At 70.4% G+C, this 23,839-nt stretch carries 20 protein-coding genes and 2 pseudogenes; 10 read left to right on the top strand and 12 right to left on the bottom strand.

Features of this window, described 5'->3' with window-relative positions:
• Both D7Y11_RS13645 and D7Y11_RS13640 read left to right on the top strand, forming a co-directional pair.
• Window positions 1–499 (top strand): annotated as a pseudogene (locus D7Y11_RS13645) (APC family permease); the annotation flags it as partial.
• Between the two features lie 128 nt (window positions 500–627).
• Window positions 628–1,311 carry an abortive infection system antitoxin AbiGi family protein gene (locus tag D7Y11_RS13640; protein WP_233597515.1) on the top strand — a complete coding sequence of 228 codons (684 nt, stop codon included), beginning with the start codon at window positions 628–630 and terminating at the stop codon, window positions 1,309–1,311.
• A 6-nt stretch (window positions 1,312–1,317) separates the two neighbouring features.
• Here the strand turns inward: D7Y11_RS13640 and D7Y11_RS13635 are convergent, their stop codons facing one another.
• The 3 genes from D7Y11_RS13635 to D7Y11_RS13625 all read right to left on the bottom strand — a co-directional run bounded on the left by D7Y11_RS13635 (window position 1,318) and on the right by D7Y11_RS13625 (window position 4,782).
• On the bottom strand, window positions 1,318–2,664 hold the full coding sequence (locus D7Y11_RS13635; RefSeq protein ID WP_120581403.1) for a Fic family protein: 1,347 nt from the start codon (window positions 2,662–2,664) through the stop codon (window positions 1,318–1,320).
• A 50-nt stretch (window positions 2,665–2,714) separates the two neighbouring features.
• On the bottom strand, window positions 2,715–4,100 hold the full coding sequence (dbpA, locus tag D7Y11_RS13630) for an ATP-dependent RNA helicase DbpA (protein WP_121753435.1): 1,386 nt from the start codon (window positions 4,098–4,100) through the stop codon (window positions 2,715–2,717).
• Between the two features lie 88 nt (window positions 4,101–4,188).
• Window positions 4,189–4,782, bottom strand: coding sequence for a TetR/AcrR family transcriptional regulator (locus D7Y11_RS13625; protein ID WP_121753436.1), 594 nt, complete (start codon window positions 4,780–4,782; stop codon window positions 4,189–4,191).
• A gap of 92 nt (window positions 4,783–4,874) precedes the next feature.
• On the opposite strand from D7Y11_RS13625, the gene D7Y11_RS13620 reads away from it, so the two are divergent.
• On the top strand, window positions 4,875–5,252 hold the full coding sequence (locus tag D7Y11_RS13620; protein ID WP_121753437.1) for a DUF1304 domain-containing protein: 378 nt from the start codon (window positions 4,875–4,877) through the stop codon (window positions 5,250–5,252).
• A gap of 38 nt (window positions 5,253–5,290) precedes the next feature.
• Here the strand turns inward: D7Y11_RS13620 and D7Y11_RS44960 are convergent.
• Window positions 5,291–5,773 (bottom strand): annotated as a pseudogene (locus D7Y11_RS44960) (FmdE family protein); the annotation flags it as partial.
• A gap of 185 nt (window positions 5,774–5,958) precedes the next feature.
• Between D7Y11_RS44960 and D7Y11_RS13610 the strand changes: the two are divergent.
• Entirely contained in the window at window positions 5,959–7,059 is a 1,101-nt protein-coding gene (locus tag D7Y11_RS13610; RefSeq protein ID WP_121753438.1) for a beta family protein, read from the top strand.
• Here D7Y11_RS13610 and D7Y11_RS13605 read toward each other — a convergent pair.
• Genes D7Y11_RS13605 through D7Y11_RS13590 form a run of 4 tightly spaced genes read right to left on the bottom strand, consistent with a single transcriptional unit; the run spans window position 7,037 to window position 10,568 of the window.
• Window positions 7,037–7,597: a sce7726 family protein gene (locus tag D7Y11_RS13605; RefSeq protein ID WP_121753439.1), complete on the bottom strand. Its 561-nt coding sequence runs from the start codon at window positions 7,595–7,597 to the stop codon at window positions 7,037–7,039. The two genes, D7Y11_RS13610 and D7Y11_RS13605, sit on opposite strands and share 23 nt — an antisense overlap.
• Before the next feature lie 43 nt (window positions 7,598–7,640).
• Window positions 7,641–9,347, bottom strand: a complete 1,707-nt coding sequence (locus D7Y11_RS13600) for a caspase family protein (RefSeq protein ID WP_126933902.1) — start codon at window positions 9,345–9,347, stop codon at window positions 7,641–7,643.
• Entirely contained in the window at window positions 9,344–10,063 is a 720-nt protein-coding gene (locus D7Y11_RS13595) for a hypothetical protein (protein ID WP_121753441.1), read from the bottom strand. The genes D7Y11_RS13600 and D7Y11_RS13595 overlap by 4 nt, the downstream gene beginning before the upstream one ends.
• The gene (locus D7Y11_RS13590) at window positions 10,056–10,568 is read right to left on the bottom strand and encodes a sigma-70 family RNA polymerase sigma factor (protein ID WP_120576415.1); all 513 of its coding nucleotides are present in this window, start codon (window positions 10,566–10,568) and stop codon (window positions 10,056–10,058) included. The genes D7Y11_RS13595 and D7Y11_RS13590 overlap by 8 nt, the downstream gene beginning before the upstream one ends.
• 146 nt (window positions 10,569–10,714) lie before the next feature.
• On the opposite strand from D7Y11_RS13590, the gene D7Y11_RS13585 reads away from it, so the two are divergent.
• Entirely contained in the window at window positions 10,715–11,257 is a 543-nt protein-coding gene (locus D7Y11_RS13585; RefSeq protein WP_121753442.1) for a hypothetical protein, read from the top strand.
• 13 nt (window positions 11,258–11,270) lie between these two features.
• Window positions 11,271–12,488, top strand: a complete 1,218-nt coding sequence (locus D7Y11_RS13580) for an MFS transporter (protein ID WP_121753443.1) — start codon at window positions 11,271–11,273, stop codon at window positions 12,486–12,488.
• On the opposite strand, the gene D7Y11_RS13575 is transcribed toward D7Y11_RS13580, so the two are convergent.
• The 3 genes from D7Y11_RS13575 to D7Y11_RS13565 form a co-directional block, all read right to left on the bottom strand.
• Complete coding sequence (locus D7Y11_RS13575) at window positions 12,469–13,281, bottom strand: SAM-dependent methyltransferase (protein ID WP_120576412.1); 813 nt, start codon at window positions 13,279–13,281, stop codon at window positions 12,469–12,471. The genes D7Y11_RS13580 and D7Y11_RS13575 overlap by 20 nt on opposite strands.
• A 114-nt stretch (window positions 13,282–13,395) precedes the next feature.
• Entirely contained in the window at window positions 13,396–14,259 is an 864-nt protein-coding gene (locus tag D7Y11_RS13570; protein WP_121753444.1) for an ATP adenylyltransferase, read from the bottom strand.
• 94 nt (window positions 14,260–14,353) lie between these two features.
• Complete coding sequence (locus tag D7Y11_RS13565; protein ID WP_121753445.1) at window positions 14,354–15,799, bottom strand: hypothetical protein; 1,446 nt, start codon at window positions 15,797–15,799, stop codon at window positions 14,354–14,356.
• Window positions 15,800–16,030: 231 nt separating this feature from the next.
• On the opposite strand from D7Y11_RS13565, the gene D7Y11_RS13560 reads away from it, so the two are divergent.
• The 3 genes from D7Y11_RS13560 to D7Y11_RS13550 all read left to right on the top strand — a co-directional run bounded on the left by D7Y11_RS13560 (window position 16,031) and on the right by D7Y11_RS13550 (window position 20,116).
• Window positions 16,031–16,591, top strand: a complete 561-nt coding sequence (locus D7Y11_RS13560; protein ID WP_120563545.1) for a DUF2378 family protein — start codon at window positions 16,031–16,033, stop codon at window positions 16,589–16,591.
• Window positions 16,592–16,725: 134 nt separating this feature from the next.
• The gene (locus tag D7Y11_RS13555; RefSeq protein WP_126933901.1) at window positions 16,726–17,805 is read left to right on the top strand and encodes a hypothetical protein; all 1,080 of its coding nucleotides are present in this window, start codon (window positions 16,726–16,728) and stop codon (window positions 17,803–17,805) included.
• A 169-nt stretch (window positions 17,806–17,974) separates the two neighbouring features.
• The gene (locus tag D7Y11_RS13550) at window positions 17,975–20,116 is read left to right on the top strand and encodes an FUSC family protein (RefSeq protein WP_121753447.1); all 2,142 of its coding nucleotides are present in this window, start codon (window positions 17,975–17,977) and stop codon (window positions 20,114–20,116) included.
• Here D7Y11_RS13550 and D7Y11_RS43285 read toward each other — a convergent pair.
• Window positions 20,091–21,182 carry an energy transducer TonB gene (locus D7Y11_RS43285; protein ID WP_158641937.1) on the bottom strand — a complete coding sequence of 364 codons (1,092 nt, stop codon included), beginning with the start codon at window positions 21,180–21,182 and terminating at the stop codon, window positions 20,091–20,093. The two genes, D7Y11_RS13550 and D7Y11_RS43285, sit on opposite strands and share 26 nt — an antisense overlap.
• A 123-nt stretch (window positions 21,183–21,305) precedes the next feature.
• Between D7Y11_RS43285 and D7Y11_RS13540 the strand changes: the two genes are divergently transcribed.
• Window positions 21,306–23,816: a hypothetical protein gene (locus D7Y11_RS13540; RefSeq protein WP_158641936.1), complete on the top strand. Its 2,511-nt coding sequence runs from the start codon at window positions 21,306–21,308 to the stop codon at window positions 23,814–23,816.
• Window positions 23,817–23,839: the final 23 nt, after the last annotated feature.

The raw sequence follows: 23,839 nt of genomic DNA, 5'->3' as shown, positions 1-23,839 counted from the left end.
GGTGTGGGGCGGCGCGGGGCTGGAGCGGCTGGTGGGAGCGGGCACGAGCGTGTCCGCGCTGGGCATCTGCGTGGGGATGATGGTGACGACGCCGCGCTACCTGTCCGCGCTGGCCTCCGGAGAGCGTTCGCTGTTCGGGCTGGAGCGCATGTCGGCGTCGGGAGTGCCCATGCGTGCGCTGGCGGTGACGTGGGCGCTGGTGCTGGGGTTCGTGAACCTGGGGGACTTGTCGGAGCTCTTCGCGCTCTCCGCCATCGCGGTGCTGATGCAATTCGGTGTCACGGCGGCGGCGCTCGCGGTGCTGTCTCTGCGGCGGGAGCGGAACCTGCGGCCGGTGCACGCGCTGCTGGCGGTGCCCACGCTGGTGCTGGGGCTGACGCTGGTGGCCTTCGGCGCGAGCGCGCGGGAGGCGGCGGTGGCGTCAGGAGCGGTGCTCGCGGGCCTGGCATTGATGCGCCTATCGCGGCCGAGGGAGCCAGCGCCCGTCCGCCTGTCCTGACGCCTTCGCACGTCAGGAGAGCGGGCAGGCCTTGGGACAACCCGGCACGTTGTGTTGCGAAGGAGGGACCGGGCCGGGACACTCGCGAGGCGATGCTCGGGTATCAGGCGAATGCGCAGTGGCGGGACATGTCTGACTTCGTGGTGCATTTCACGAAGCCCGGGCCCCCGTACCACGACGCCTACCAGAACATGATGAGCATCCTGGGAGCGCGCACGCTCATCCCGGGCGCGGAGGGGTTTGGCATCGCGCGGCGGGAGGCGGCGGTGGCGGACCGGCACCGCTCGGTGTGCTTCAGCGAGATTCCGTTGGATCAACTCGCGAGGCTGGTGCAGCGCCGGAGTCTGTACGGCATCGCCTTCCGGAAGAGCTTCATCCTGTCGCAGGGCGGAGGCCCTGTCTGGTACGTGCAATACGGCTCCCCGGCACACCTGGCGATGAAGCACCAGTTGGACCAGGCCCTGGCGGCGAAGGAGCCCCAGAAGGAGCCCGTGTGGGCGGTGACGCCCTTCGTGGACATCCAGGGTGACGCGCACAACGCGCCCTACAGCTACCGCTTCGACTGGGAGCGGGAGTGGCGCGTCCCAGGCCTCATGCGCTTCACGGAGTACGACGTGGCGGCGCTCTTCCTGCCAGAAGAGGTCCACACCGTGGCGAGGGACTTCTTCGCCTGGGCCGTCCGCGAACGCGCGGGTCCGGGCTACTTCTGCCCGGTGTTGGATCCGGGGTGGAAGGCGGAGCAGATCATGGAGGCGCTGGCGAAGCACACGCAGGCGCCGGTCGCGACGGAGCGCAAGAGCGCGCCGGGGTGACCCGCCTCAGGGCTTGTGCTTCTTGAGCCGTCTCTCCAGGTGGGCAACAGGCGAGAAGAAGTAGGCCCGTGCGACCTGCTCTCTCTCCAAGAACCCCGCGGCTTCGAGGTCGAGCAGGTCCTGTCGGGCGGTTTGATAAACCACTCCGTGCCGACGCCGGTGCGACTGGATGTCGTAGCGCGCGGTCGGATGGTGGAGGGCATGCGCCAGCAATTCCCGCTGCCGGGGATTGAGGCCCGCATCCTCCTTGAGGAGGAGATCCACCTGCCGGGCCTCTTGCCCCTTCCGCTCCAGATACGCGTAGAGGTCATCGGTCGCGCGTTGGATGACGTCCAGTTGGTGCAGGAGGAAATAGGTGAGGTCTCCCCGGTCCGTCTCCGTGAACAGGAACGCCCGGCTGTATTGCATCTGGGCGCGCTGGATGATCCGGGAGATGGAGAGGAACTCCGCGATCCAATATCCCTCCCGGATCATGCTCCAGTAGAACAGCGCCCGTGCGGTGCGGCCGTTGCCATCCACGAAGGGATGGTCATAGGCGAGCATGAAGTGGATCACGATGGCGCGCACGACGGGATGGATGAAGACGCTCCCGTCGGAGCCATTCGCGAACGCACAGAGCTTCCGTAATCGGCCGGGCAGCTCACTGGCATCAGGGGGGACGTGGAGGATCGCTCCACTCGCCCGGTCCTGGACCGTGACGGGCTCATCGCCGTGCCGCAAGCGGCCCTCTTCGCCTGGGTCGAGCGTGTCACGCGTGATGGTTTCGTGAAGCTCCAGGAGCAGGGAGGTCGTCAGCGGCACATGCGCATTCCGGCGCATCAGCTCCATGGCCTGGAAGTTGTTGAAGATCATCCGCTCGTCCTTGGTCCGAGGCGGACGTCCCTGCTCCAGCATCTCCCTGGCAACCTTTCGGGTCGTGGAGGCACCCTCCAGCTGACTGGAAGTGATGGCTTCTTCCATCAACGATTCGACGATGTATCGGTCCCGGACGCCTGCATTGGCCAGTTGAGGGTCCGCCAGTTCCAGCCCCTTTCCGAGCTGCCGGTCGATCCGGTGCAGGCCCGAAAAAAGCCCGTCAGGACGGGTGAAGGAGAACGGCTGCCCCGTCTTGTCCAGGAGCGGCAGGTCGGCGCCCAACGTGGTTCGCGCGGTCTTGACCCGGTACCACCACTCCTCATGCGTCATGCCCTCTGGCGCGGGATGCCGGCGAAGCTCGTCCCAATGGAGATAACGCCCGTCGAGCTCTGGCCCCACGGCCTTGTGCTCCAGCAGAGCGACAAGGTGCTCCTTCCCTGACCTTGCCACCGTCTGGACGAATGCATGGAGGTCGGGAGGCGTCGCGGGGAGTCGCATGGGCTTGAACTCCCAATCTACTACTAATTTCGAATGAGATTAGTAGTCCCTCACCGCACGCGTTCGATGCGGTGCTTGCGGCCCTTGATGCGGCCCTCGCTCAGCCGCTGGAACGCCACCTTCACCACGCGCTTGGAGACGGCGACGAAGGCGTGATGGTCGTGGATTTCAATCTTGCCCACGTCCTCCGCCTTCAACCCGCCCGCATCGCCCGTGAGCGCGCCCAGGATGTCTCCGGGCCGCATCTTGTCCTTGCGCCCCGCGGAGATGGACAGCGTCTCCCAGCCGGAGATGAGCGACACGCCCGGCACGTTCTCCGGCACCAGCGCGTCCACGTCCCCCTTCTCCAGCTTCACGCCCGTCGTCCCTTCGATGTCCTCCACCTTGCGGCTGTCCGAGCGCGTCACCAGCGACAGCGCCAGCCCGCGACGGCCCGCGCGCCCCGTGCGGCCGATGCGATGCACGTACGCCTCCGGCTGCTGCGGCAATTCGTAGTTCACCACCGCGTCCAGCGCCTCGACGTCGATGCCCCGGCCCGCCACGTCCGTGGCCACCAGCACGCGCGTACTGTGATTGCGGAACTTCGCCATCACCCGGTCCCGGTCGAACTGCTCCAGGTCGCCCTGCAACCCGTCCGCGCTCACGCCCGCCTGCACCAGCGCTCGCGTCAGCTCCACCACCACCGCCTTGAAGTTGCAGAACACGATGGCGGAGGCCGGCTGGTGCTGGCGCAACAGCCGCAACAGCAATGTCTGCTTCTCCTCCGGCGTGCACGCGTACCCCACCTGCTGGATGTCCGGCGCGGCCTCCTCCTGCGCCAGCGACACCCGCACGGGGTCCTTCTGGAACGCGCGGCTCAGCTTCTCGATGTCGTCCGGAAACGTCGCGGAGAAGAGCACCGTCTGCCGCTTCGAGGGCGTCGCGCCGAGCACCCGCTCCATGTCCTCCCGGAAGCCCATGTCCAGCATCCGGTCCGCTTCATCCAGCACCACCGTGGCCAGGTGCCGTGTGTCCAGCACCTCGCGGTCCAGCAGGTCAATGATGCGCCCGGGTGTCCCCACGCCGATGTGCGCGCCCTTCTCCAGCGCCTCCACCTGCGGCCGGATGGGCTGCCCGCCCGCGAGCGCCAGCACCTGCACGCCCGGCATGCGTCGCGCGAGCCTGCGAATCTCTCCCGCCACCTGCGCGCACAGCTCGCGCGTGGGGCAGAGCACCAGCGCCTGGAGCCGCCGGTCCTGAGTGAGCTTCACCTTCTGCAGGATGGGCAGCGCGAACGCCGCCGTCTTCCCGCTGCCCGTGCGCGCCTGGCCTACCAGGTCCTTTCCCTGCAACAGCACCGGGATGCTCTGTGCCTGGATGGGGGTGGCGGTCTTGAACTCCAACTCCTCCAGCACCTGGAGCAGCGGGGGCGACAGCGAGAGCGCGGAGAATTCCATCGGAGCCTCGGGGGACGGAGGCACGGGGCGCCTCGGGAGATCGCGCCCTTGTACCAGCCTTCCCACGCCGGACAAGCCCGGCGCCCCCCTACCCCGCCCAGCCCGCCACCTCGCTCGCCGTCGCCTGGGCCAGCTTCGCAGCGGCCGCCGGGTCCACGCGCGCCGTGACGAGCACCCCGATGACCGCGCCCAGGAGCAGCTCCACCCGGCGCGCCACCGTCTTGCGCGGCAACACGCCCGCCCGGGCCGCGCCCTCCAGGGCCCGCGTCAGGTGGCCTCGCAGGAGCGCCCGGTAGTCCTCCACCGCCTGCTTTGCCTCCGCGTCATGCGGGCCCAGCTCCGTGGCCGTGTTCACCAGCAGGCAGCCCCGCCGGGTCAGCGCTGGCGGCGCGGTGGCCATGGTCGCCGCGAGCGACTCGAAGTACTCCGTCACCTGCTCGAGGCCCGGCGCGTCCTTCGCGAAGACACCCAGCCGGGGCCCGATGACCTCCTGGAGGTACAGCGCGATGGTCCGCGCGAACAGCCCGCGCTTGCTGTCGAACGTCTGGTACAGGCTGGAGCGGTTCAGCCCCGTCGCGGCCTCCAGGTCCGACAGCGACGTCGCCTCGTAGCCGCGCGACCAGAACACTCCCAACGCCGCCCGCACCGCCTCTGTCTCGTCGAACGCCCGCGTCCGCGCCACGTCACCCTCCTTGACAATTCTGAACTGACCGTTTCAATATGAATTCGGAACTGACTGGTTCAGAATATCCCAACCCCGGAGGGGGAGTCATCATGTCGCCACTGGCACAGGTCTTCGCGGTCATCGCCGCGCTCATCCACGTGTTGTTCTTCGTGATGGAGAGCATCGTCTTCTCGCAGCCGAAGGTGTGGAAGCGCTTCGGGCTGAAGTCGCAGGCGGACGCGGACGTGGTGAAGCCGATGGCGCTCAACCAGGGCTTCTACAACCTGTTCCTCGCCGTGGGCGTGCTGGTGGGCGTGGCGGTGGTGCACTCGGGCGCGGTGGCGTCGGGCGTGGCGGCGGTGGTGTTCGGCTGCGGGTGCATGCTGGCGGCGGCGGTGGTGCTGGTGAGCAGCAACCGGAAATTCCTCGTGGCCAGCATCGTCCAGGGCGCGCTGCCGGCGCTGGCCATCTCGCTCGTCGTCCTCTGAGCGGCGTTCCGCTCAGGCGTGACGGTCTCGAAGACTTCGGCGTCTGGCAGGGTGAGGACGGCCCGGCCCGCTTCGCCCAGCTTCTCGCGCGGGACGTCCCGGAAGCGCTGCACGAAGCTGGCGGACGGGCGGAGCGTGAGGGACTGGCCGGTGTCGCGGTTGCGGAACGTGGTCGCGACATCCTCCGGCGAGGGTGTGGTCTCCAGCGACAGGTTGAGCTTGCCCAGGCTGGCGCCGGTGGCCGCCGCCGCGCCGTCCGCGACGCAGGTGTATTGGACCTTCGCCGGGCTGTGATGGACGACCTCCAGCTTGAAGCTGCCCCGGGGCAGGCCCAGTTGCTGGAGCGCGTAATCGCCCATCCGGTAGCCCGCGACCGCCCACGGCCCCGCGCCACCATGCACCAGCGCCACCCGTTCCAGCGCGCCCGGTTCAGCGGGTGCGGGCACGGTGGGCTTCGCGCCCGCGCAGCCCAGGGTGAGGCCCAGCGTGACGGTGAGCAGAAAGTGGCGGCGCAGGGTCATGGGTGGCTCCGGTGAAAGACAGGCGAGGCGTGTTCTACCTGGAAGCATCAGCCGCTGACGACTGACCGGTCTGGTGTGTCAGGGCTGGATGGCAGAGTGGCCTCCAACGCAATACCTCCTTTGGGACCGCCACGCGATGGCACGACCCAGGCAGGCTTGCGTCACATCCCGGGGGGAACATCCAGGTGACACAAGGCTTCAACCGAACGCACTACGTGCCCATCCTCAAGTTCATGCAGGGAGAGCGCGATGCCCTCGCGCAGCTTGAGGCCGCGCAGCGCCAGCGGGTGACCCCGCTCTTCGAAATCCGGCCGCTCAAGCCCAAGCGAGAGAAAGACAGGCGGAAGACCCTCCGCATGGAAACGCTGGAGGAGTTGCTTGCCAGGACGGGGCCTCATCTCGCGAAGTCGATCCCGAATAGCCGTGCCTTCATCGACGGGCTTCACCTGGCACCCGCGCAGACGATGGCCTCCGGAGAACATCCCCTGACCTACGTCCTGGCGAAGGCCAGGGAGGCTGGAGTCGCGCTCGTCCCTGTCACAGGCCCTGAGCGTGACTCCGAATACCAGGTCGCGGTCAGGTCTGCGGTCGCCGAAGACCAGCGGGGTGTATGCGTCCGCATTCGCAAGAAGGAGCTGTTCGGGGACGACCTCGACGAGGCGCTTTCGTCGACCCTTCGAAAGACAGGGACGACTCGTGAAGCCGCCGACCTGGTGCTGGACCTGGGCCCCATCGCGGCAGACGACGTGGGCGTGCTCTCGAAGAGTCTCCCGGGCGTCATCGGCGCTATCGATGGGCTGATGGCCTTTCGAACGCTGACCGTGGCGGCCGGCGCATTTCCGCGGTCCATCAGCGACATCAAACTGCCGACAAAGGTCCAGCGTGCCGACTGGATCCTGTGGCGAATCCTCTCCGGGAAAGCGAAGTCGCTCGTTCGGGTGCCCACCTACGGCGACTACGCCATCCAAGGGGCACAGCCTCCCTCAGCGGACGCGGCACTCCACTCTGGAAGCCCCAACATCCGTTACACGGCGGACGACCACTGGCTCGTGGTGCGCGGCGGCGCATTGAAGCGACTCGGATATGAGCAATACGCCGCGCTGGCACAGTACCTGGTGGAACAGGAGTGCTACGCCGGGCGCACCTTCAGTCAGGGCGACGACTACATCTTCGGATGCGCCGGTGGAGCAGAGACGCCCGGAAACCCGGCCGTGTGGCGCAAGGTGGGAACAAACCATCACATCGCGAAGGTGCTGAAGCAGCTCACCAGTCTTCACGCGCCTTGAGCAGGCGGCGGACCTCCACGCGCAGCACTTCAGCTGGCAGCACTTCCACCAGGCGCTCGTAGAGCATCTTCCGGGGCTTGCTCCGCAATCCCTTGGCGGCCTCCCGTGACTCCAGGAGCTCCAGCGCCTCGTCGCGCCAGAGCAACCGGACCAGGGCCGACATCTGTTGCTGGGGATTGCGCCGGCCCTTGCGCAAGGGGCTCAACCTGACCGAACCATCGCGCTGGGTCGTGGCAGTCTTGACGCCCCACCATGCGGGGATGAGACCGAGGGCCTGTTGCACATGACGGGCGCCCACGACGAGCGTGGCCCTGTCGAGCACCGCGCTGTACGCCTCGACCTGTCGCGGAAGCCGCTCCAGGGTGTCCCGCTCACTCTTCAGCTCGTAGCCATGGAGTTCACCGTTGATGACGGCCACGTCCACGAAGACCTGCCCGTGCTCCAGACCCAGCTCCTCACGGATGAGGGTTCCAGGGTCACTCGCGTGAGTGGCCTTGAGGCTCGCAGTGAGGGCCTGTCGCACGTCGAAGTCACGCATGGGGCGGCGAAGTCTACGGGCCAGGCTGGGCGAACGCGACAGGTCAGAGCGCGTAGCCGACCATCAGTGACGCGGAGGCCCTGGGCACCAGCGCCGTGCCGGAGTCTCGCTTCGCCATGACGCCTCCGGCGGAGGCGCTCAAGAGCATCGACAGGCGGCTTCGCACGTCCAGCCGCACGCCCCCGGTGACGAGCGCCAGCGGTTCCAGCCCGAAGCGCGCATCTTCATCCGGGATGCGCGACTGGAAGACCGCCAGCGCCCCGGCCTCCAGCGCGCCGCTGAACGTCCAGGCTCCGAGCTTCCAATGCGGCCCCGCGCCCAGCCGCAGCTCCAGCTCCGTCTGCTGGAAGGACACCCTGCTGCCAGTCCCCCGCCGCACCGCGAGCCCCAGGCCCGACGTGTCCACACCGGTGAACAGCCGCCCTTCGCGCACCAGGCGCACGTCCAGGCCCGCGAGCGACGACAGGCCCGACACGATGCCCGACGTCAGCGATGGCCCTACCGCGACCAGCAGCGTCGACCCCGCCCCACCCTTTCGCGCGAGCCTCATCCTCGCTGCCTGCTCCAGGGGCTCGCCTCCCACCGACACGGCTCCGTCGAGCGGCACCCTCACCGACCGCTCCAGATATCCGTCCTCCGCTCGCAGCAGCAGCCGGTACGCGCCGGGCGCCACTGCCAGCGTCGTGGGGCCCTCGCCCTTCTCCAGCTCCGCCACCAGCGCGCCACTCTCCGACGCCATGACGAGCCAGCGGCCCGGGGCCTTCACGTCGAGCGTCAGGCGGCCTCGCGCGCGCTGGGGCTCGGAGAGGATCAACTCTCCGCGGCCGCTCAGGTCCATGCGAAACGTGGGGCGCTGCATGCCTCCCGGTGAGACGAGCGTGGACTCCAGCGTCCTCGCGTAGGCGTAGCGGTAGGCCTCTTCCAGCGTGACGCGCCCATCTCGCGAAGCATCGGCCGCTCCGCGCAAACCCACCGCCAGGTGGTGCGTGAAGAAGGAGCCCTGCAACGCATCCGACTCCTGGGCGTACTCATCCGCGCCAGACGCGCTGATGACGACCCGGCCCTCCAGGTCCGAGGCCTCCATCGTGATGGGCGCGGCCACCGGCTTCAGGCCCTTCAATCGCGTGGCGACACCGGAGCGGCACGAGTCCAGGATGAGCAGCCCCACTCCCACCGGGGCACCCTTGAGGAAGTCCACCAGCTCGCGCATCGGCAGCTCGGTGCCGCGCAGGTGCAGGCTGCCGTCGCCCGCGTGCGACGACACGTAGAGCAGGAGCCAATCCCTCGGCGAGGCTTCCACGGCCAGCCGCGCCCGGAAGCGCGCCAGGGCTTCGCGCAGCTTCGCGGCATCCGTACCCAGCAGCGTCATCGTGCGCTCTGGCGGAACGGTGCCCACTTCCTGGAGCACCTCGCGCATCCGCTGCGCGTCCGTCTCCGCGAAGCGCAGCCGCTCCTCGCTGGCCAGGCCTTGGTTCTCTCCCACGACCAGCGCCCAGCGGCGCGGCGCTTCCTCCGCGGCGGCGCCCGGAAGCGGGCCCAGCACCATGAGCAGCACAGCGAGCAGCCTTACTCCCAGGCCCCATGCCCGGCAGCGCGGCGACTCCTCTACTGCCGCGCCCGGAAGCGGCTCCGGCACCGCGAGCAGCTGTCCCCCCAAGCCAAGCGCCCAGCGGCGTGCCCCTTCTTCAGCGCGCCTCAGCGGGCTCGGCACCGCGAACACCCGAACACCCAGGCCCAACGCGCGGCTCACGGCACGACCCTCAGCAGCGTGCGCGCCTGCGCCTTCCCGATGGTCTCCGGCGTCGCCACCTCCAGCGGGCCCTGCCCCTTCCCGCGCGCCTCCGCGACGCGCGCAGTGAGCGCCTCCCGCGCCTGCTCCACGTCCAGCGGCGCATCCGAGAAGAACGCATGCAACGCCACTGACCCCGGCGTCACTTCCAACGCGGGGAACAACCGGACCTCCGCCCCTGGCTCCACCGTGCCGCTCGTCTGCCCGTCCCTCGGCCAGAGCGGATCCACCGCGCCCGCTTCATCCACCGCGAGCACCAGCACGTTCCGGTACGGCCCCGTGCCCACCGCGAGCGTCATCTGCTCGCCGGGCTTCGCGTCCTGCACCGGCGTGCCCTGCACGGACAGCAGCCGCAGCGCCACGGTCCCCTTCAGCCGCACGCCGTCCTCCGCGCCTCGCGGCACATAGACGACCATCGCGAGCCCCACCGCCAGCGCGGTCACCAGCGGCACGCCCCAGCTCCACCAGGGCCTCGCGGACCGGGCGCGCTTCTCCTCCAACCTCGCCAGCACCGCCTTCGCTCGGGGCTGGGCCAGGCTCGACGCTCGCGCCTGCCGCATCCGCTCGGCGATCATCCCGCAGGCCGGGCAGGCGGCCACGTGCCGCTCCGCGCGACCCGAGGCATCCAGTCCCGACAGCCACTCGTCCAACTCCAGCCGTGTCAGGTGCTCAGCCACGCTCTGCCTCCAACGCTTCCGGCAGCCGCCCCAGCTCCGCCGCCTTCTTCCGGATGGAGTCCAGGTCGCGGACGATGGTCTTTCGCGACACGTCCAGCATCCCGGCGATCTCCTCCTGGGTCAGCCCGTCGAAGAAGTGCAGCGTGGCCACTTCCAGTTCGCGCTCGCCCATCCGCCCCACGAGGTGGCGGATGAAGTCCGCGGCCTCCCACTGGCTGGGCGTGAGCGCCGCGGCCTCCGGCGCCTCCAGGAGCACCGGCTCCCGCAGCTGGCGCGAGCGCAGCGCGTTGAGACACAGGTTGGTGGTGACGCGGTACACGTACGTCATGGGACGGGCCTCCCGTCGGAACCGCGCGCCAGCCGTCAACATGCGCTCGAAGACCTCCTGGACGATGTCCCAGGCGTCGGCATCGCGTCCCAGCAGCGCGAGCGCGCGACGGTGCACCACGGGCGCGAAGCGCTCGTAGAGCTCCCTGAGCTCCTCCGCACCGAGCCCGCTCGCCATCCGATGGGTCCGACCTTCCTTTTCGTCCTTGAGACACCCGGCCCCGGCGGCCTGGGACATCGCATCGCATCCGCGATGGGCTGTGGAATACTAGTCGTACCCCGGCGGCATGTCCCAGGCCGGCCGCACCGGGTGTCCCAACCGCCGTGAAACGACTCGCCATCGCCATCCTCGTCGCGCTCCTGGGCGCCTGCTTCGACCCGCTCTACGAGGACCCCGACGAACCAGGCGAAGAGTCCTGGGCCGTCTGCTGCGTCCGCAACCAGGTGGACACCTGTCTCTGCGAGGACTCCAACGGCTGTGAGATCCGCTTCCAGGCGTGCTCGGCCGGCACCTGCACGCCGTCGCTCCGGGACAGCTGCGAGACCCTCCACGGCAGCCAGGACGGCGGCACGAGCTTCGACGGAGGCGCCGGCGTCGACGCGGGCGTGGAGGCCGACGCGGGCACCGGAATCGAAGATGGCGGCGTCAGCACCGACGCGGGCACCGGAATAGAAGACGGCGGCGTCAGCACCGACGCGGGCACCAGCACCGACGCAGGCACGCCGCCGGTGTCCTACGCGCCGTGCTGCGACGCACTCACCCGCCGCGTCACCACCTGCCGCTGCGAGGCCACGGGCTGCTCCAGCGCTTCCTTCACGCCCTGCGCGTCCGGCCGCTGCGCACTCAACGGGGAGTCATGCGGATAAGGTCTCCCGCGGAATGAAGGGCACCTTCCATTCGCTGCGCGGCTACAACTACCGGACGTGGGCGGCCGGAGCGCTCGTGTCCAACGTGGGCACGTGGATGCAGCGCACCGCCCAGGACTGGCTCGTCCTCACCCAGCTCACCCACAACAACGCCACGGCCGTGGGCGTGGTCATGGCGCTCCAGTTCGCGCCGCCGCTGTTGCTCCTTCCCCTGACGGGCTTCGCGGCGGATCACTTCGACCGGCGCAAGCTCCTGTTCGCCACGCAGGCGGCCCTGGGCGCGCTGGCGCTGGGCCTGGGGCTGCTCACGCTCTCCGGACACATCCGGCTGTGGCACGTGAACGTGTTCGCGTTCCTCCTGGGGTGCGTCACCGCGTTCGATGCCCCCGCGCGCCAGACGTTCGTATCGGAGCTGGTGGGCGAGGAGGACCTCGCCAACGCCGTGGCGCTCAACTCCACCTCGTTCCACGCCGCGCGCATGCTCGGTCCTGCCATCGCGGGGCTGCTCATCTCCGCCGTGGGCTCCGGGTGGATGTTTGTCCTCAACGCGGCCTCGTTCGGCGCGGTGCTCTGCTCGCTGAGCCTGCTTCGCGTGAATGAGTTGCACGTGAGGGACCGGGCGCTCCACACACGCGGGGGCCTGCTGGAAGGCTTCGTCTACGTCGGGAAGCGGCCCGACCTGGTGGCGGTGCTGACCATGTTCTTCCTGATTGGCACCTTCGGCCTCAACTTCCCCATCTTCATCTCCACCATGGCCGTGCGCGTCTTCGGTCAGGGCGCCAGCGGCTACGGGCTCCTCACGTCCATCATGGCCATCGGCTCCGTGACGGGCGCGCTGCTCTCCGCCCGGCGCGCGCAGCCTCGCATCGGGCTGCTGGTGACGGGGGCCGCGGTCTTCGGAGCGGGGCTCACGCTCGCGGCGCTGATGCCCGTCTATGCACTCTTCGCCGTCACGCTCGTCGTCATTGGCGTGTCCGCGCAGACGTTCACCACCACCGCGAACAGCCTGGTGCAGCTGTCCACCGATCCGTCCATGCGCGGGCGCGTGCTCGCCATCCTCCTGGCCATCGCGCTGGGCGGCACGCCGCTGGGGGCCCCCATCGTCGGGTGGGTCGCGGACACGTTCGGTCCCCGCCAGGCGTTGGGCGTGGGCGCCGCGGCGGGCTTCGTCGCGGCGCTCATCGGACTGCGCTACCGCGCGAAGGCGGCGGCTACTTCTTCTCCAGGATGACGGCGTAGAACTCGATGCCCACGCCCTGCCGGTCCTCCTCGGTGATGGAGTCGTCCGGCAGCCCCAGGAACCGGCTCACGGTCTGCACGCCACCGGGGCCCGGCGTCCACGGCTTGCAGAGCTCCAGGTACTCCGGCAGGGAGAACAGCTCGAAGCTCTCCCCCATCTTCTGGAACATGCCCACGAACTGCTCCCACTGGGGCGTCGTCTTCGCGGGGTCCTTCGTCTCGAACGTGGTGAAGAGCCGGGAGCCCGGCGCGGCCCAGTCGTAGAGGTCGCGGAAGAACTTCTGGTTCTCCTCCGCCTTGAGGAACACGGTGATGCCGTTGGCGCCCAGGGCCACCTTGCGCTCGCCGCCCAGGAAGTCGCGCACGTCGGGGCGCTCTAGGAAGGACTTCGCCTGGCGGATGTCGCACTCCAGGTAGCGCACGCGCGGCTCGTTCCCCAACAGCACGCGCGCCTGCGCCATCGTCAGCGGATTGATGTCCGAGTACAGCACCTTCACGTCCGGCGGCAGCACGCCGTGCACATGGTCGTTGGTGGGCAGGCCGGACGCGAAGTCCACCCAGTGCGTGAAGCCCTCCGCGGACAACCGCTTCGCCGCGCCCTGGAGGCATGCGCGCAGCATCCGCACCCACTTCCGCGTGGAGGGCAGCAGCGAGAACATGTACTCCGCCGCCTGCCGGTCCGCGTCGAAGTTGTGACTGCCGCCCAGCGTGTAGTCGTAGATGCGTGCCGCGTCGGGAACCTGGGGATTCACGCCCGGCACGCGGGCCAGCTCGTTCACATCCATGGTCGTCGCTCCATACGGTTCGGGCCCCCCACCCGCGTCGTGCGACTGCCCGTGTCGACGGGTGAGCCTGCTGCCCGGGCATTGTGCCGGTCCGCTCGCGCGGTTGCACACTTCCTACGGAGTCACGCCCGCGACCTGGCGCAGCAATTCCAGCGGCCCCAGCGCGGCGACCGCGTCGAACTGCTCGGGCGTGCGCACCAGCAGCGACCCCGCGAAGCCCAGCGCGTTGACGTTGACGCCCAGGTGCTCCGCGCGGCTCCGAGGCACGAGCAGCATCCAGTCCCGGGTGACGAGCAGGTTGTACGGCGCGTGCTCCGCCAGGCCCAGCCCGTCCCGCAGGAGCCGGTACGCCGCCAGCATCCGCGCGCCCTGCCCCGGCGCGCCCCACGGCCCCAGGCCCGCCAGCAGGTGCGCGAACGGCAGTGACTCCGCGGCCACCACGCGGCCCGGCCCCGGCAGCACGGGGAACAGCGCCTCCACGGGCGCGCGCAGGCGGTCTGGCCCCAGCGGCGGCACCAGTTGCAGGTGCTTGTGGCGCTGGCTGGCGCCGGCCGTCTCCCCCGCGTTGTAGAAGGCCAGCCCGTCCAGCCCCTCCAGGCACGTGGAGAGCGCGTCGAAGTCCGCGGGCGTCAGCAGCGCGTCCTGCGACTCGAAGGCCCGCGTCACCAGCAGCAGGTGGTGCTCCACGACGTTGAACTTGTTGAGCAGGCACACGTGCGCGGGCGCCACGTCCCCCAGCACCAGGTCCGGCTCCGGGTTCGCGAACGGGTTGAACGGCTCCGAGCCAGACGGCGCCGGACGCTTGCGCTCCTTGAGCGCCACCCGCCCCAGCACGCGCACCTGGAACTCCGTGCTCGCGGCCGGCACCGTGCGCGCTTCCGTGGCGATGGGCTGGAGCGCCCCGGTCTCCAACGCGTGGCGGGTGACATCCAGCGTGCGGGGCCACAGGGCGGCGGGCGTCAGCGGTGTGGCGTTCACGGGCGGGCTCCTGGCGCGAGACCTTCCAGTCTGTGCCGTCCGCTGACCCAAGCGTCAACCGGCTTCCGGTGGGAGAACGCTCCGGATGTCCGCCTCAGCGCGGAGGAGGACGGAAGACGTACTGGTACACCTGCGGCTCGCTGCCGGGCGGGTACTGGGCGTCCATGAAGGCCACGTGTGCGCTGTGGGTGATGAGCACGTCCTGGAGGCTGTCGTAGAGCACCACCACGTTCGTGGCCTTCCCCGTGGGGTCCAGGTCCACGCGCACCTTCAGGTTGCCCTTGAGGTCCGGCTTCTCCATCAGGTGCTCCAGGTACAGCGCCACCAGCCCCAGCGACACCCGGTCGTAGATCTGCTCCACCGTGCCCTTCGCGGGCGAAGCGGGCAGGTGCAGCTTCTTGGTCAGCTGCGCGGCCTCCTCCGCCGCCTCGGGCACCGGCCGCTCCGGAGCGGCAAGCGCCGCGCGGTACGCCGCCATGGCTTCGAAGTAGCGCTCCAGCTTGAGCAACAGCCGCGCCCTCCGCACCTGGATGTCCGCGCGCTCCGGGGCCAGCGCCGCCGCCTGATCCAACCGCGCTTCCGTGGCGGCCACGTCCTGTTTCGCTTCCGCCAGCGTCGCCAGCCGTAGGAGCGGTTCGGGGTCCTTGGGCGTCGCCGCGGCCAGGCGCACCAGGGCCTTCGCCTCGTCCTCCGGGCGGTCGAGCTCCACGGCGAGCTTCACCCACGTGGAGAGCACCGCGGGCTCCGCGCCCCCGAGCGTCGAGTAGCGCTCCAGCATCTTCACCGCCTGCGCCTTGTCGCCCGCGGCGAGCCACGCCTCCGCCTGCCGCCGGTGCGCCTCGCGGTCATGCGGCTGGAGCGCGACGAGCAGCGCGCCGGCCTCCGCGCCCGCCTTCGCGTCTCCGGCCTCGCGCGCCAGTCGCGACAACACCTGGAGCGCCTCCGGCTGCTCGGGCCAGTCCTTCACCGAGCGGACCAGCAACGCGCGCGCCTCCGCCGCGGCTCCCGGCCGGCCCGCCAGGAGCAGCGCCAGGTCCGTGCGGAAGCGCGGGATGTCCAGCTTCGTCAGCGCCTCACGCAGCCGGGCTTCCGCCTCCGCGGGCTTGCCCTCCGCCTGGAGCCGCAGTCCGTCCGCCCAGAGCGCGGGCGCGAAGCCGGGCACCGCCTTGCGCGCGGTCTCCAGCGGCGCGGCCGCGTCCTTCAACATGCCCCAGCGCACGTAGACGAGCCCCATCCCCACGTGCGGCCACGGGTTCTCCGGGTACACCACCGCCAGCGCCTTGAACTCGGCGAAGCTCTCGTCCGAGGGCAGCGCGAGGAAGGCCCGGTACACCCGGGGCATGGGGTCCTTGGGAGCCTTCGCCTGCTGCGCGTCCAGCTCCGTGCGCAGCGTGCTGGGGCTGCCCTGGACCCGCGCCGTATCCACCCGCTGGAGCATCGCCATGCCGTCCGCGGCCGGCGCGGGCACCGGCCGGGCGCCCAGGGCCGGGAGCGCGCACAGCACGGACAGCAGCAGGCACGTCAGGACACGGGACGTCATCGGGAGGTCAGCCAGGGGGAGCCAGGGCGCCCGGACGCTACCAGATGGACGCTCCCCGCGAGGGCTGGGAGTGTTTACGCACCTTGCGTGAATTTCGCGGATACACGTGATGTTTCACGGGTGCGGGAACGGGTGGAATGGCCCTGGAGGATGACCGCGCTTTCGGGCGTTGGACGTCGCCCGGGCGGTAGGTCTTGACCAGAACGCGCGGTGCTGGGCGGAATGGCCCCCATGGCCACCGCCGAGAAACTCGTATTCCCGACCATCGTCGAAGGACTCTTCGTCCGGGGACTTTCCGGGAAGGTGCCCTTTGCCCTCAAGGAGCAGCTGCGCAAGGAGGGCCTGGACCTGGACCGGCCCCTGCAGCCCGCGTACTCGCTGGACACGTGGACGCGCTGCGTGGCGCTGACGGCGAAGACGCTGCACCCGGAGCAGCCGGATCCGGTGGCGTGGCGGATGCTCGGCGAGCGGATGATCGACGGCTACCGCGACACGATGGTGGGCCGGGCGCTGCTGGGCGTGCTGCGGCTCATCGGCCCCAAGCGGATGCTCCTGCGCACGCAGCACAGCTTCCGCACCGGCAACAACTACACCGAGGTGCGCATCACCGAGCGCGGCGAGCGCGAGGCGGACCTGTGGCTCAACGAGCCTGGCCTGCTGCGCTACTTCAAGCAGGGCGTGATGCTGGCCACGGTGCGCGCCGCCAGCGGCCCGGCCACGCAGGTGGACGTGGTCCAGTTCGACGACGACAGCGTCACGTACCGCGTGTCCTGGGGCGCTCCGGGCGCCTGAGTCACCAGCGTCCCCATGCTCGCGGATCCGCGACCCCGGGGCCCCTTGCTCGCACCGGGCCCCATCTGCCAGCGTGAGGGTCTGCGCGCGGCGTCGGGGCCGTGAACGCCGCGCGAAGAGGGGGATTCATCCAAATGCCGTCGCGCAAGCGCGCCAACCTGCCGCGCTGGAACGGTCATCAGCAGGGGTTCTTCGAAATCTGGTTCCTGGTGGTGCTCGACCCGGGCGGAGACCGCGCCTGGTGGTTGCGCTACACCCTGTTCACGCCCGCGCCGGGCAGCGGCGGCGAGCCTCGCGCCACCCTGTGGGCGGCGGCGTTCGACTGCGCGTCCCAGGATCGGCCCGCGGTGGCGCTCAAGGCCATCCATCCGGCCTCCGCGTTCACGGCGCTGCCGGACGGCGGCGTGCGCATCGCGGACTCGGAGCTGACGCCCGGCCACGTCCACGGACAGGTGGCCAGCGGCGGGCACTCCATCGCGTGGGACCTGCGCTTCCAGGGCGGACACCCGGAGCCCGTGCGCCGCGAACCGCGAGGCACCGCGCTGTTGCCCCTGCCCACGCAGGTGGCCCACGTGCACGACGACGTCCTCTTCGAAGGCACGGTGACGGTGGACGGCGAGCGCATCGACGTGAAGGGCGCGCCCGGCCTGCAGAAGCACCTGTGGGGCCACCGGCGGTTGGAGGAGCTGACGTGGCTGTACTGCCCGCGCTTCTCCGAGGACCCGGACGCGCGGCTGGAGATCATGGCGGTGCGCGCGAAGCGCAAGCGGGGCCACCCACAGCTGTCGCCCATCTACCTGCGCACGCGAGACGCCGAGCACACGTTCCATGAAATGCCCCACGTGCTCTTGTCGCGCGTGACGTCGCCCGCGTCCGGGGAGCTGTCCTTCCGCGCCGCGTCCGCCACCGTGGCCGTGGAGGGCCGCGCGTGGTGCGACCCGCGCACGCTGGTGGGCTACGCGTACCGCGACCCCAAGGGCTGGGACGTGATGGTGGCCCAGAGCGACGTGGCCCGCTGCGAGGTGCAGCTGTTCTCCCGGCCCCACCCCTTCGCTGCGTGGAAGCCCACCGGGAAGCTGACCTCCACCGTGGGCGCGCTGGAGTTCCATGGCCCGGAGCAGATGCCGGGCGTGCGCTACATCCCATGGGACGGCACCGCGCTCGAAGCGGAAGGCGCGCCCAACGAGGCTGCGCCGGCCCTGGGAACGGGCTGACGCCGGGCCACCCGCCTCCGCCTTCCGGGAGGGAGGGGCTTGTGGCGCGGGGCCCGGGGTACTGCCCGGGTGGCGCCCGGGCCTTGAGGGGGAGGACCTTCCCCCGCCTGTGGATGGGGACGGCCGTAGCCACCCTCTGGGGTGACGGCCCGCCGCTCCCCCGAAATCCATGCGCCATCGACTGCGGAGACACCTCCAGTCGCTCCTCCGGGTGGACCCCGGAAGACCGGCCCTGTGGGCGGGCATCCGGGCCGCCGTCGCCACCGCCCTGCCCCTGTGTCTGTCCTTCCTGACCACCGTGCCCCAGGCCGGCTGGGCGGGCCTCACGGGGCTGCTCGTCACGCTCGCGGACAAGGGCGGTTCCTACCGCGTGCGGGCGCGCGTCATGGGGGTGGTGACGGTGCTGGGGGCGCTGGTCGGCCTGCTCGCCGCGCCCGCGGGCCACACCTATGTGGTGGACGCCACGCTGCTGCTCCTGGGTGTCACCGCGGCGAACTTCGCGCGCTGCTACGGCGAGACAGCGGGCTCCGTGGGAGGGCAGCTCGCCGTCATCTTCGTCGTGTCGCTGGGCGCGCCCACCGCCTCGCCGCGAGAGGCGGTGCTGCGAGGCGCGGCATTGCTGCTGGGGGGCCTGTGGGCGATGGCGTTGTCACTGCTGCTGTGGCCGCTCAGGCCCTATCGCCCCGCGCGCCGGGCGGTGGCGCAGGTGTACGCGGGGCTCGCGATCGCGGCGGAGGACCTGGGAAGGGCCACGCGGGATGGAGCCACGGCCGAGTCGTGGGCAGCGGGGCTGAAGCGCCACGCGCGGATCCGCCCGGACATCGAACGGGCGCGCGACGTGCTCGCGGCCACGCGGCGCGGGAGGCCAGACGAGTCCCGGCGCGGCGAACACCTGCTGGTGCTGGTGGAGCTGGTGGAGCCCATGGTGGCGCTGCTCAGTGCTCTGGCGGAGGCGATGCAGGTGGTGGGGCGCGACCCGCACATGCACGCCACACGCGAACGGGTCATCAGGCTGTGCGAGGCCTTCGGCGCGATGGACCAATGGGTATCGCGGGCGCTGAGGCAGGAGCGCAACGAGGGCATGCGCGAGCCGCCCCGGCTGGCGCTGAGACCCCGTCGCCGGCAGCCCGCGAGGATGGCCGTGCCCCCGGTGCGGCAAAGCGCGAAGGGGCCGCTGTCCACGCACGTCGCCACGCTGCTGGACCGGCTGCGCGAGCACGCGGGTGTGGCGCACGAGACGGCGTCGGGCCTGCTCTTCGGAGACCCGGTGTCGGCGCGAGGCAAGGGCACGGTGGGCGGTCCCAGACAGGCGCCGGGGTTCTCCCTGTGGCGGCCGATTCGCGACCACCTGCACGCGGACTCGGTGGTGCTGCGGCACGCGCTGCGCACGGGGATGGTGGCCACGGCGGCGCTGGGGCTGACGCGGGCATTGCAGGTGGGCGACGCGCACTGGGTGAGCCTCGTGGTCATCTCCATCCTCCAGCCCTACGCGGGCAGCACGGAGGAGCGCGTGCTCCAGCGCACGCTGGGGACGCTGGTGGGCGCGAGCCTGGCGGCGCTCATCGCGACCACGGTGCACACGCCGCCGATGATGATTGGCGTCATCAGCGTGCTGACGGCCATCTCCGTGGCGCTGCTGCCGCTGAACTTCGGCGCGTTCCAGGTCCTGCTCACGCCGGACTATCTCTTGATGGCCACGCTCAGCTCCGGGGATTGGACGGTGGCGTCGCAGCGCTCACTGGGCGTGCTCATCGCGGGGGCGCTGGCGCTGGTGGGCTCATGGACGCTGTGGCCCAGCCCGGAGCGCCGCCGCTTCCCGGACGCGGCGGCCTCCGCCCTGCGCGCGGACGGGAAGTACCTGCAACAGCTCGTCACCCACCGCAGCGGCACGGAGCCCGCGGTGAACGAGGAGCGCCGCCGCCTGGACCAGGCGCTGCTGGAGGCGGAGTCGTCCTTCCAGCGGTTGATGACGGAGTACCGGGGCCCGCCCGGGCACCTGGAGCCGGGCATGGCGCTGCTCACCTACGCGCGCAGGTTCGCGCTGGCGGTGACGGCGCTGGGCACGGGGCGCTTCGATGGGAGGACCTCCACGGTGCTGCCGCAGCAGCTGGCGCAGCGGGCCAGCGACAGCCTGGAGCTGCTCGCCAGCGCGTTGCAGGAGCGGCGCGAGCCCCCGCCCCTACCGGCCCTGGCGCTGCCACGCACCAGTGACGACCCCGTGCTGGGCGCGCTGCTGGAGCGCGTGCCCCGGCAGCTGGGCATCCTGCACGGCGCGGTGGCGCGGATCAGCGAGGATCCGTCGCTGCGCTGACGGACTTGGGCGGGGCGCAGGCGGACTGGTAGTCCTGGAGCTTGCGCTGAAAGCGCTCCCGTTCCGGCGCGGGCCATTCCGCGGGCAGCAGCTCCACGGCCTTCTGTTGTTCGGCCAGTGCGGCGGTGCACTGTTTCAGCCCGAACTGCGCGGCGGCGGCGGTCTCCAGCACATAGGGATTGTGGCTGCGTCGCACGAAGGGACGCACCGCGCCGAGGGCCGGCGCATACTGGCCTGACTGCACGAGCTGCCACGCGGCCTCGCTGGCGGCCCACCCGCTCCTGGGCGCCAGGAAGTAGGCGCGGGCGACGGCCTGGGGATAGAGCGGATCCCCTGGATTATTCTTCGCGAGCTCCCGGGCGAGGTTGAGCCATGCCGAACGGCTCTCGGGATTCTGGCGGACCCGCAGCCGGGCCCATTCCAGTTCTTGATGCCTGTTCAACGTGATCCCCTGCGGAACGAAGCGCACGTGGAAGGTGTAGTCGACACTCACGGGGTGCCCCGAGATGGTCGCGGGACGATATCGAGCCAATTGACACGCCGCGAGGTTCTGCTCGACGCCGGGCAGCCGCGCCCCTTCCACGATCTTGCAGTCACGCACCTGGCCATCCGCGCCGATGCGGCAGTGGAAGACCATGAAGGCGAACGCACCTGGCCTGAGCAGCGCCTCGGGATACGTGAAGGCCGCCGGCGAGATCACCTTCGGACCGGTGAATGCCTCGGACTCGAGCCTGCAAGCTTCGGCGAGACCTGCCACACACGCGGCCACGATGTCCCGGAATGCGCTGAGGGCTGCATCCTCGCCGGGGGTCCCACCCAGCGTCCTGACCGCCTCTTCGAAGACAAGAGGTGCCTGCTCTGGCTCCAGCTTGAGCGGCGGCTTCGGCGCCACCTCGGCCCCTATCGCGACGTCCCACATCCCCGACGACGGTAGGCCCTTCTTCAACTGGAAGGCCTCCATCTCGGACATCAGATGGCCATGACTCGCGGGCAGGGTCGGGACGCCCGAATGGGCACATCCGGTGAATCCAAGCAGCAGGGACAGGAACAGCCAGCTCCAACGCATGGTCCGCACTCTAGACCGCGAGGCAGCGCTGGCGGAATTGGCCCAGCGAACAACCCGTGTCGCCGCGAAGCTGCGTATCCTGAAATCGGTTTCCTTCCGGAACGCACACCTGGAGCTGTCTGCTTGAAAGACGCCTCGAACGCCGCGCCCCCTGGCTGGCCCCGGAACACCGTGCGGGCGTTGCCCCTCCTGGTGCTCGTCCTGGCCTCGGCGTGCGCTTCGAACAAGCCCTCCCAGCGGAACACCTCCTGGGCGTCGCACTTCACCGAAGCGGCCGAGCGCATCGAGGCCCGGGCCCGCGCGGTGGGCCTGTCCCGGCTGCACGATGTGCGCGCGGAACAGACGGAGCTGCGCGGCTGGATGGCGACGTTGTCCAAGGAGATGGCGCTCGGAGGCGCCGAGGCCCAGGGGCCTGGACATGCCGCGCTCGGGCGGGGGGCGCTGGCCCTGGGCGACCTGAACGCGGCCATCGAGCACCTGGAGGCCGCATGGGGCGCGGGCTTTCGTGAGCCCTCGGTGGTGTGGGCCCGGGCCCTGGCGCTCAGCCAGCGCTACCGCGAGCAGCGCATCACGGCGTTGACGGTGCTGGATCCGGAGGAGCGGAGGGTGCGCGAGCAGGACACGGAACGTCAGCACCGCGAGCCGGTGCTCGCCCTGCTCCGTCAGGCCCGCGAGAAGGAGGCCCCGTCGGCGGATCTCCTCGCGGCGCTCATCGCCTTTCATGAGGGCAGGCTGGACGCGGCGGCCGCCCTGCTGGAGCCCATGGCCGCCTCGCATCCCTGGTTCGTCGAGGCGCCACTGCTGCGCGCGGATGTGCTGCTGCTCCGCGCCGCCCAGCTGTGGGAGGAAGGACAGGAGGGCGCGGCCCGGGCGCGGCTGGAGCACGGCCGCGAGGCCCTCGCCGCGGCCAGGACCACGGCGGAGAGCCAGATGCAGGCATACCTGGCGCAGGCGCGCTTCGAGGCCGCCGTCATCGCCGTCATCCGGACCGACCCGCCCGGCACCGTGCCGTTGACCTACGAAGCGGGTCTGGGGCCCGCGGGCAGTGCGCTCGGCGCCCTGGACATCGCGTCCCGGCTGGACCCCGCCGCCCCCGCACCGCCCTGTGAGCGGGCACGAATGCTCAATGCCCTGGCGGAGCATCCGCGTCGCAAGGATCACTTCCAGGGCCATCTGTTCAACGAAGCGGTCGAGACCACCGACGCGATATTGGCCCGGGACCCCACCAGCCGCTGCGCCTACATGGAACGGATCCGGACCCAGGTGTCCCGAGCGGAGAGGGCGAGGCAGGAAGGTTACGGCCCGGATATGCCCAAGGAGCAGGATCTGTTGAAGGCCGTGCCCCCAGCGGGGCGGGACCTCGCGTTCCACCTCCTGCACGCCCGGGTCCTCGGACTCTGGGTGATCATCGAGAACGACTGGGGACATACCCGGGTCGGGGACCGGCACGGCGCGCACCGCGACCAGGCGCTCGACGTCTGGCGGACCATCCTCGCGCTCGAAGCGCGCATCCCCGCGTATTGGATCCAGTTCGGGGAGCTGCTCGTGGAGCGGGGCATGGACCCGTTGATGGAGGACGGCGCCGTGGACCTGGAACAGGCGGAAGCCGCCTGGGCCAAGGCAAGCACCCTGCGCACGAAGGCGCCCGGGTTGTGGCTGCTGGGAGCCCACGTCCAGATGGCGAAGGCCCTGCGAAGCCGGGCCCGGGGTGAGGAGTCCGGGAAGGCGTGGGAGACCGCCAGGGCACGCCTCCGCGACGGGCTCACCCAGCAGCCCCAGGAGTCGTCCCTGCATCACGCCCTGGGGCGGATCCTCCTGGAGCAGGCGAAGGAGCGTTGGGCACACGGAGGCAATCCCGCGGAGCTGCTCGACGCGGCGGAGGCGGCACAGGCGGTAGCCACGAAGCTGGACTCCGGACATGGCCCCGGGGTGCTGGGGCGGGCGGACATCGCCGCGCTCCGAGCGGAGTACGCCTGGCGGCGAGGAGAGGATCCCTCCCCCGACGTGGACAAGGCCGAAGCCCTCTACGCGCAAGCCATGTCCGAGAGACCCACGAAAACGGAGGCCATCCTGGGCCTCCTGCAGATGCTTCAAACCCAGGCGCGCTACGAGTTGGAGCAGGGCCGGGATCCAGAGCCCGCCCTCGACCGGCGGAGGAAGTCCATCGACCTGATGGCCATGCTGACCGTGCACAAGCGCGTCTCCTACCTGCGAACCCTCGGGGAGGATGCCCTTGTACTGGCCCGATGGATTGCGCGGACAGATGCCCCTCAGGCGGAGACGCTTCTCAACTACGCGCTGGCGGCCCTGACCGAAGCCCTGGGACAGCAACCTCGGAGTCAGGAGGCCCGTCTGGCCATGGGTGAGTTGAACCGGTACCGGGCGGTGGCGATGAAGGCCGCGGGGCAGGACGCGGAGCCCTTGCTGGCAAAGGGGCTCGCGCTGGCCGACGCATTGGTGAAGGAGCGCCCGAACTGGCCCGAAGCCCTGTTGCTTCGCGCGGCGCTCCTGCGCACGAAGGATCCGGCCTCGGCCCAGGCCCGCGCGGACCGCGATGCGGCGCTGAAGGTCAATGCCAACCTCGCGCCCGGATGGGTGCGTCAGTTCCCCGAGGATATGCCCAAGGTGCCTTGAGCGTGGCGATTCAGTGCGTCGCG

Source organism: Corallococcus sp. AB018 (assembly GCF_003986945.1).
GTDB lineage: Bacteria > Myxococcota > Myxococcia > Myxococcales > Myxococcaceae > Corallococcus > Corallococcus exiguus.
This window is presented reverse-complemented; position numbering and strand designations above follow the sequence as displayed.

Coding starts and splice junctions, on each gene's coding strand:
- D7Y11_RS13640 (WP_233597515.1), top strand. CDS start 628: ATGTCTGACTTCGTGGTGCATTTCACGAAGCCCGGGCCCCCGTACCAC.
- D7Y11_RS13635 (WP_120581403.1), bottom strand. CDS start 2,664: ATGCGACTCCCCGCGACGCCTCCCGACCTCCATGCATTCGTCCAGACG.
- dbpA (WP_121753435.1), bottom strand. CDS start 4,100: ATGGAATTCTCCGCGCTCTCGCTGTCGCCCCCGCTGCTCCAGGTGCTG.
- D7Y11_RS13620 (WP_121753437.1), top strand. CDS start 4,875: ATGTCGCCACTGGCACAGGTCTTCGCGGTCATCGCCGCGCTCATCCAC.
- D7Y11_RS13605 (WP_121753439.1), bottom strand. CDS start 7,597: ATGCGTGACTTCGACGTGCGACAGGCCCTCACTGCGAGCCTCAAGGCC.
- D7Y11_RS13590 (WP_120576415.1), bottom strand. CDS start 10,568: ATGGCGAGCGGGCTCGGTGCGGAGGAGCTCAGGGAGCTCTACGAGCGC.
- D7Y11_RS13580 (WP_121753443.1), top strand. CDS start 11,271: ATGAAGGGCACCTTCCATTCGCTGCGCGGCTACAACTACCGGACGTGG.
- D7Y11_RS13575 (WP_120576412.1), bottom strand. CDS start 13,281: ATGGATGTGAACGAGCTGGCCCGCGTGCCGGGCGTGAATCCCCAGGTT.
- D7Y11_RS13565 (WP_121753445.1), bottom strand. CDS start 15,799: ATGACGTCCCGTGTCCTGACGTGCCTGCTGCTGTCCGTGCTGTGCGCG.
- D7Y11_RS13560 (WP_120563545.1), top strand. CDS start 16,031: ATGGCCACCGCCGAGAAACTCGTATTCCCGACCATCGTCGAAGGACTC.
- D7Y11_RS13555 (WP_126933901.1), top strand. CDS start 16,726: ATGCCGTCGCGCAAGCGCGCCAACCTGCCGCGCTGGAACGGTCATCAG.
- D7Y11_RS13550 (WP_121753447.1), top strand. CDS start 17,975: ATGCGCCATCGACTGCGGAGACACCTCCAGTCGCTCCTCCGGGTGGAC.
- D7Y11_RS43285 (WP_158641937.1), bottom strand. CDS start 21,182: ATGCGTTGGAGCTGGCTGTTCCTGTCCCTGCTGCTTGGATTCACCGGA.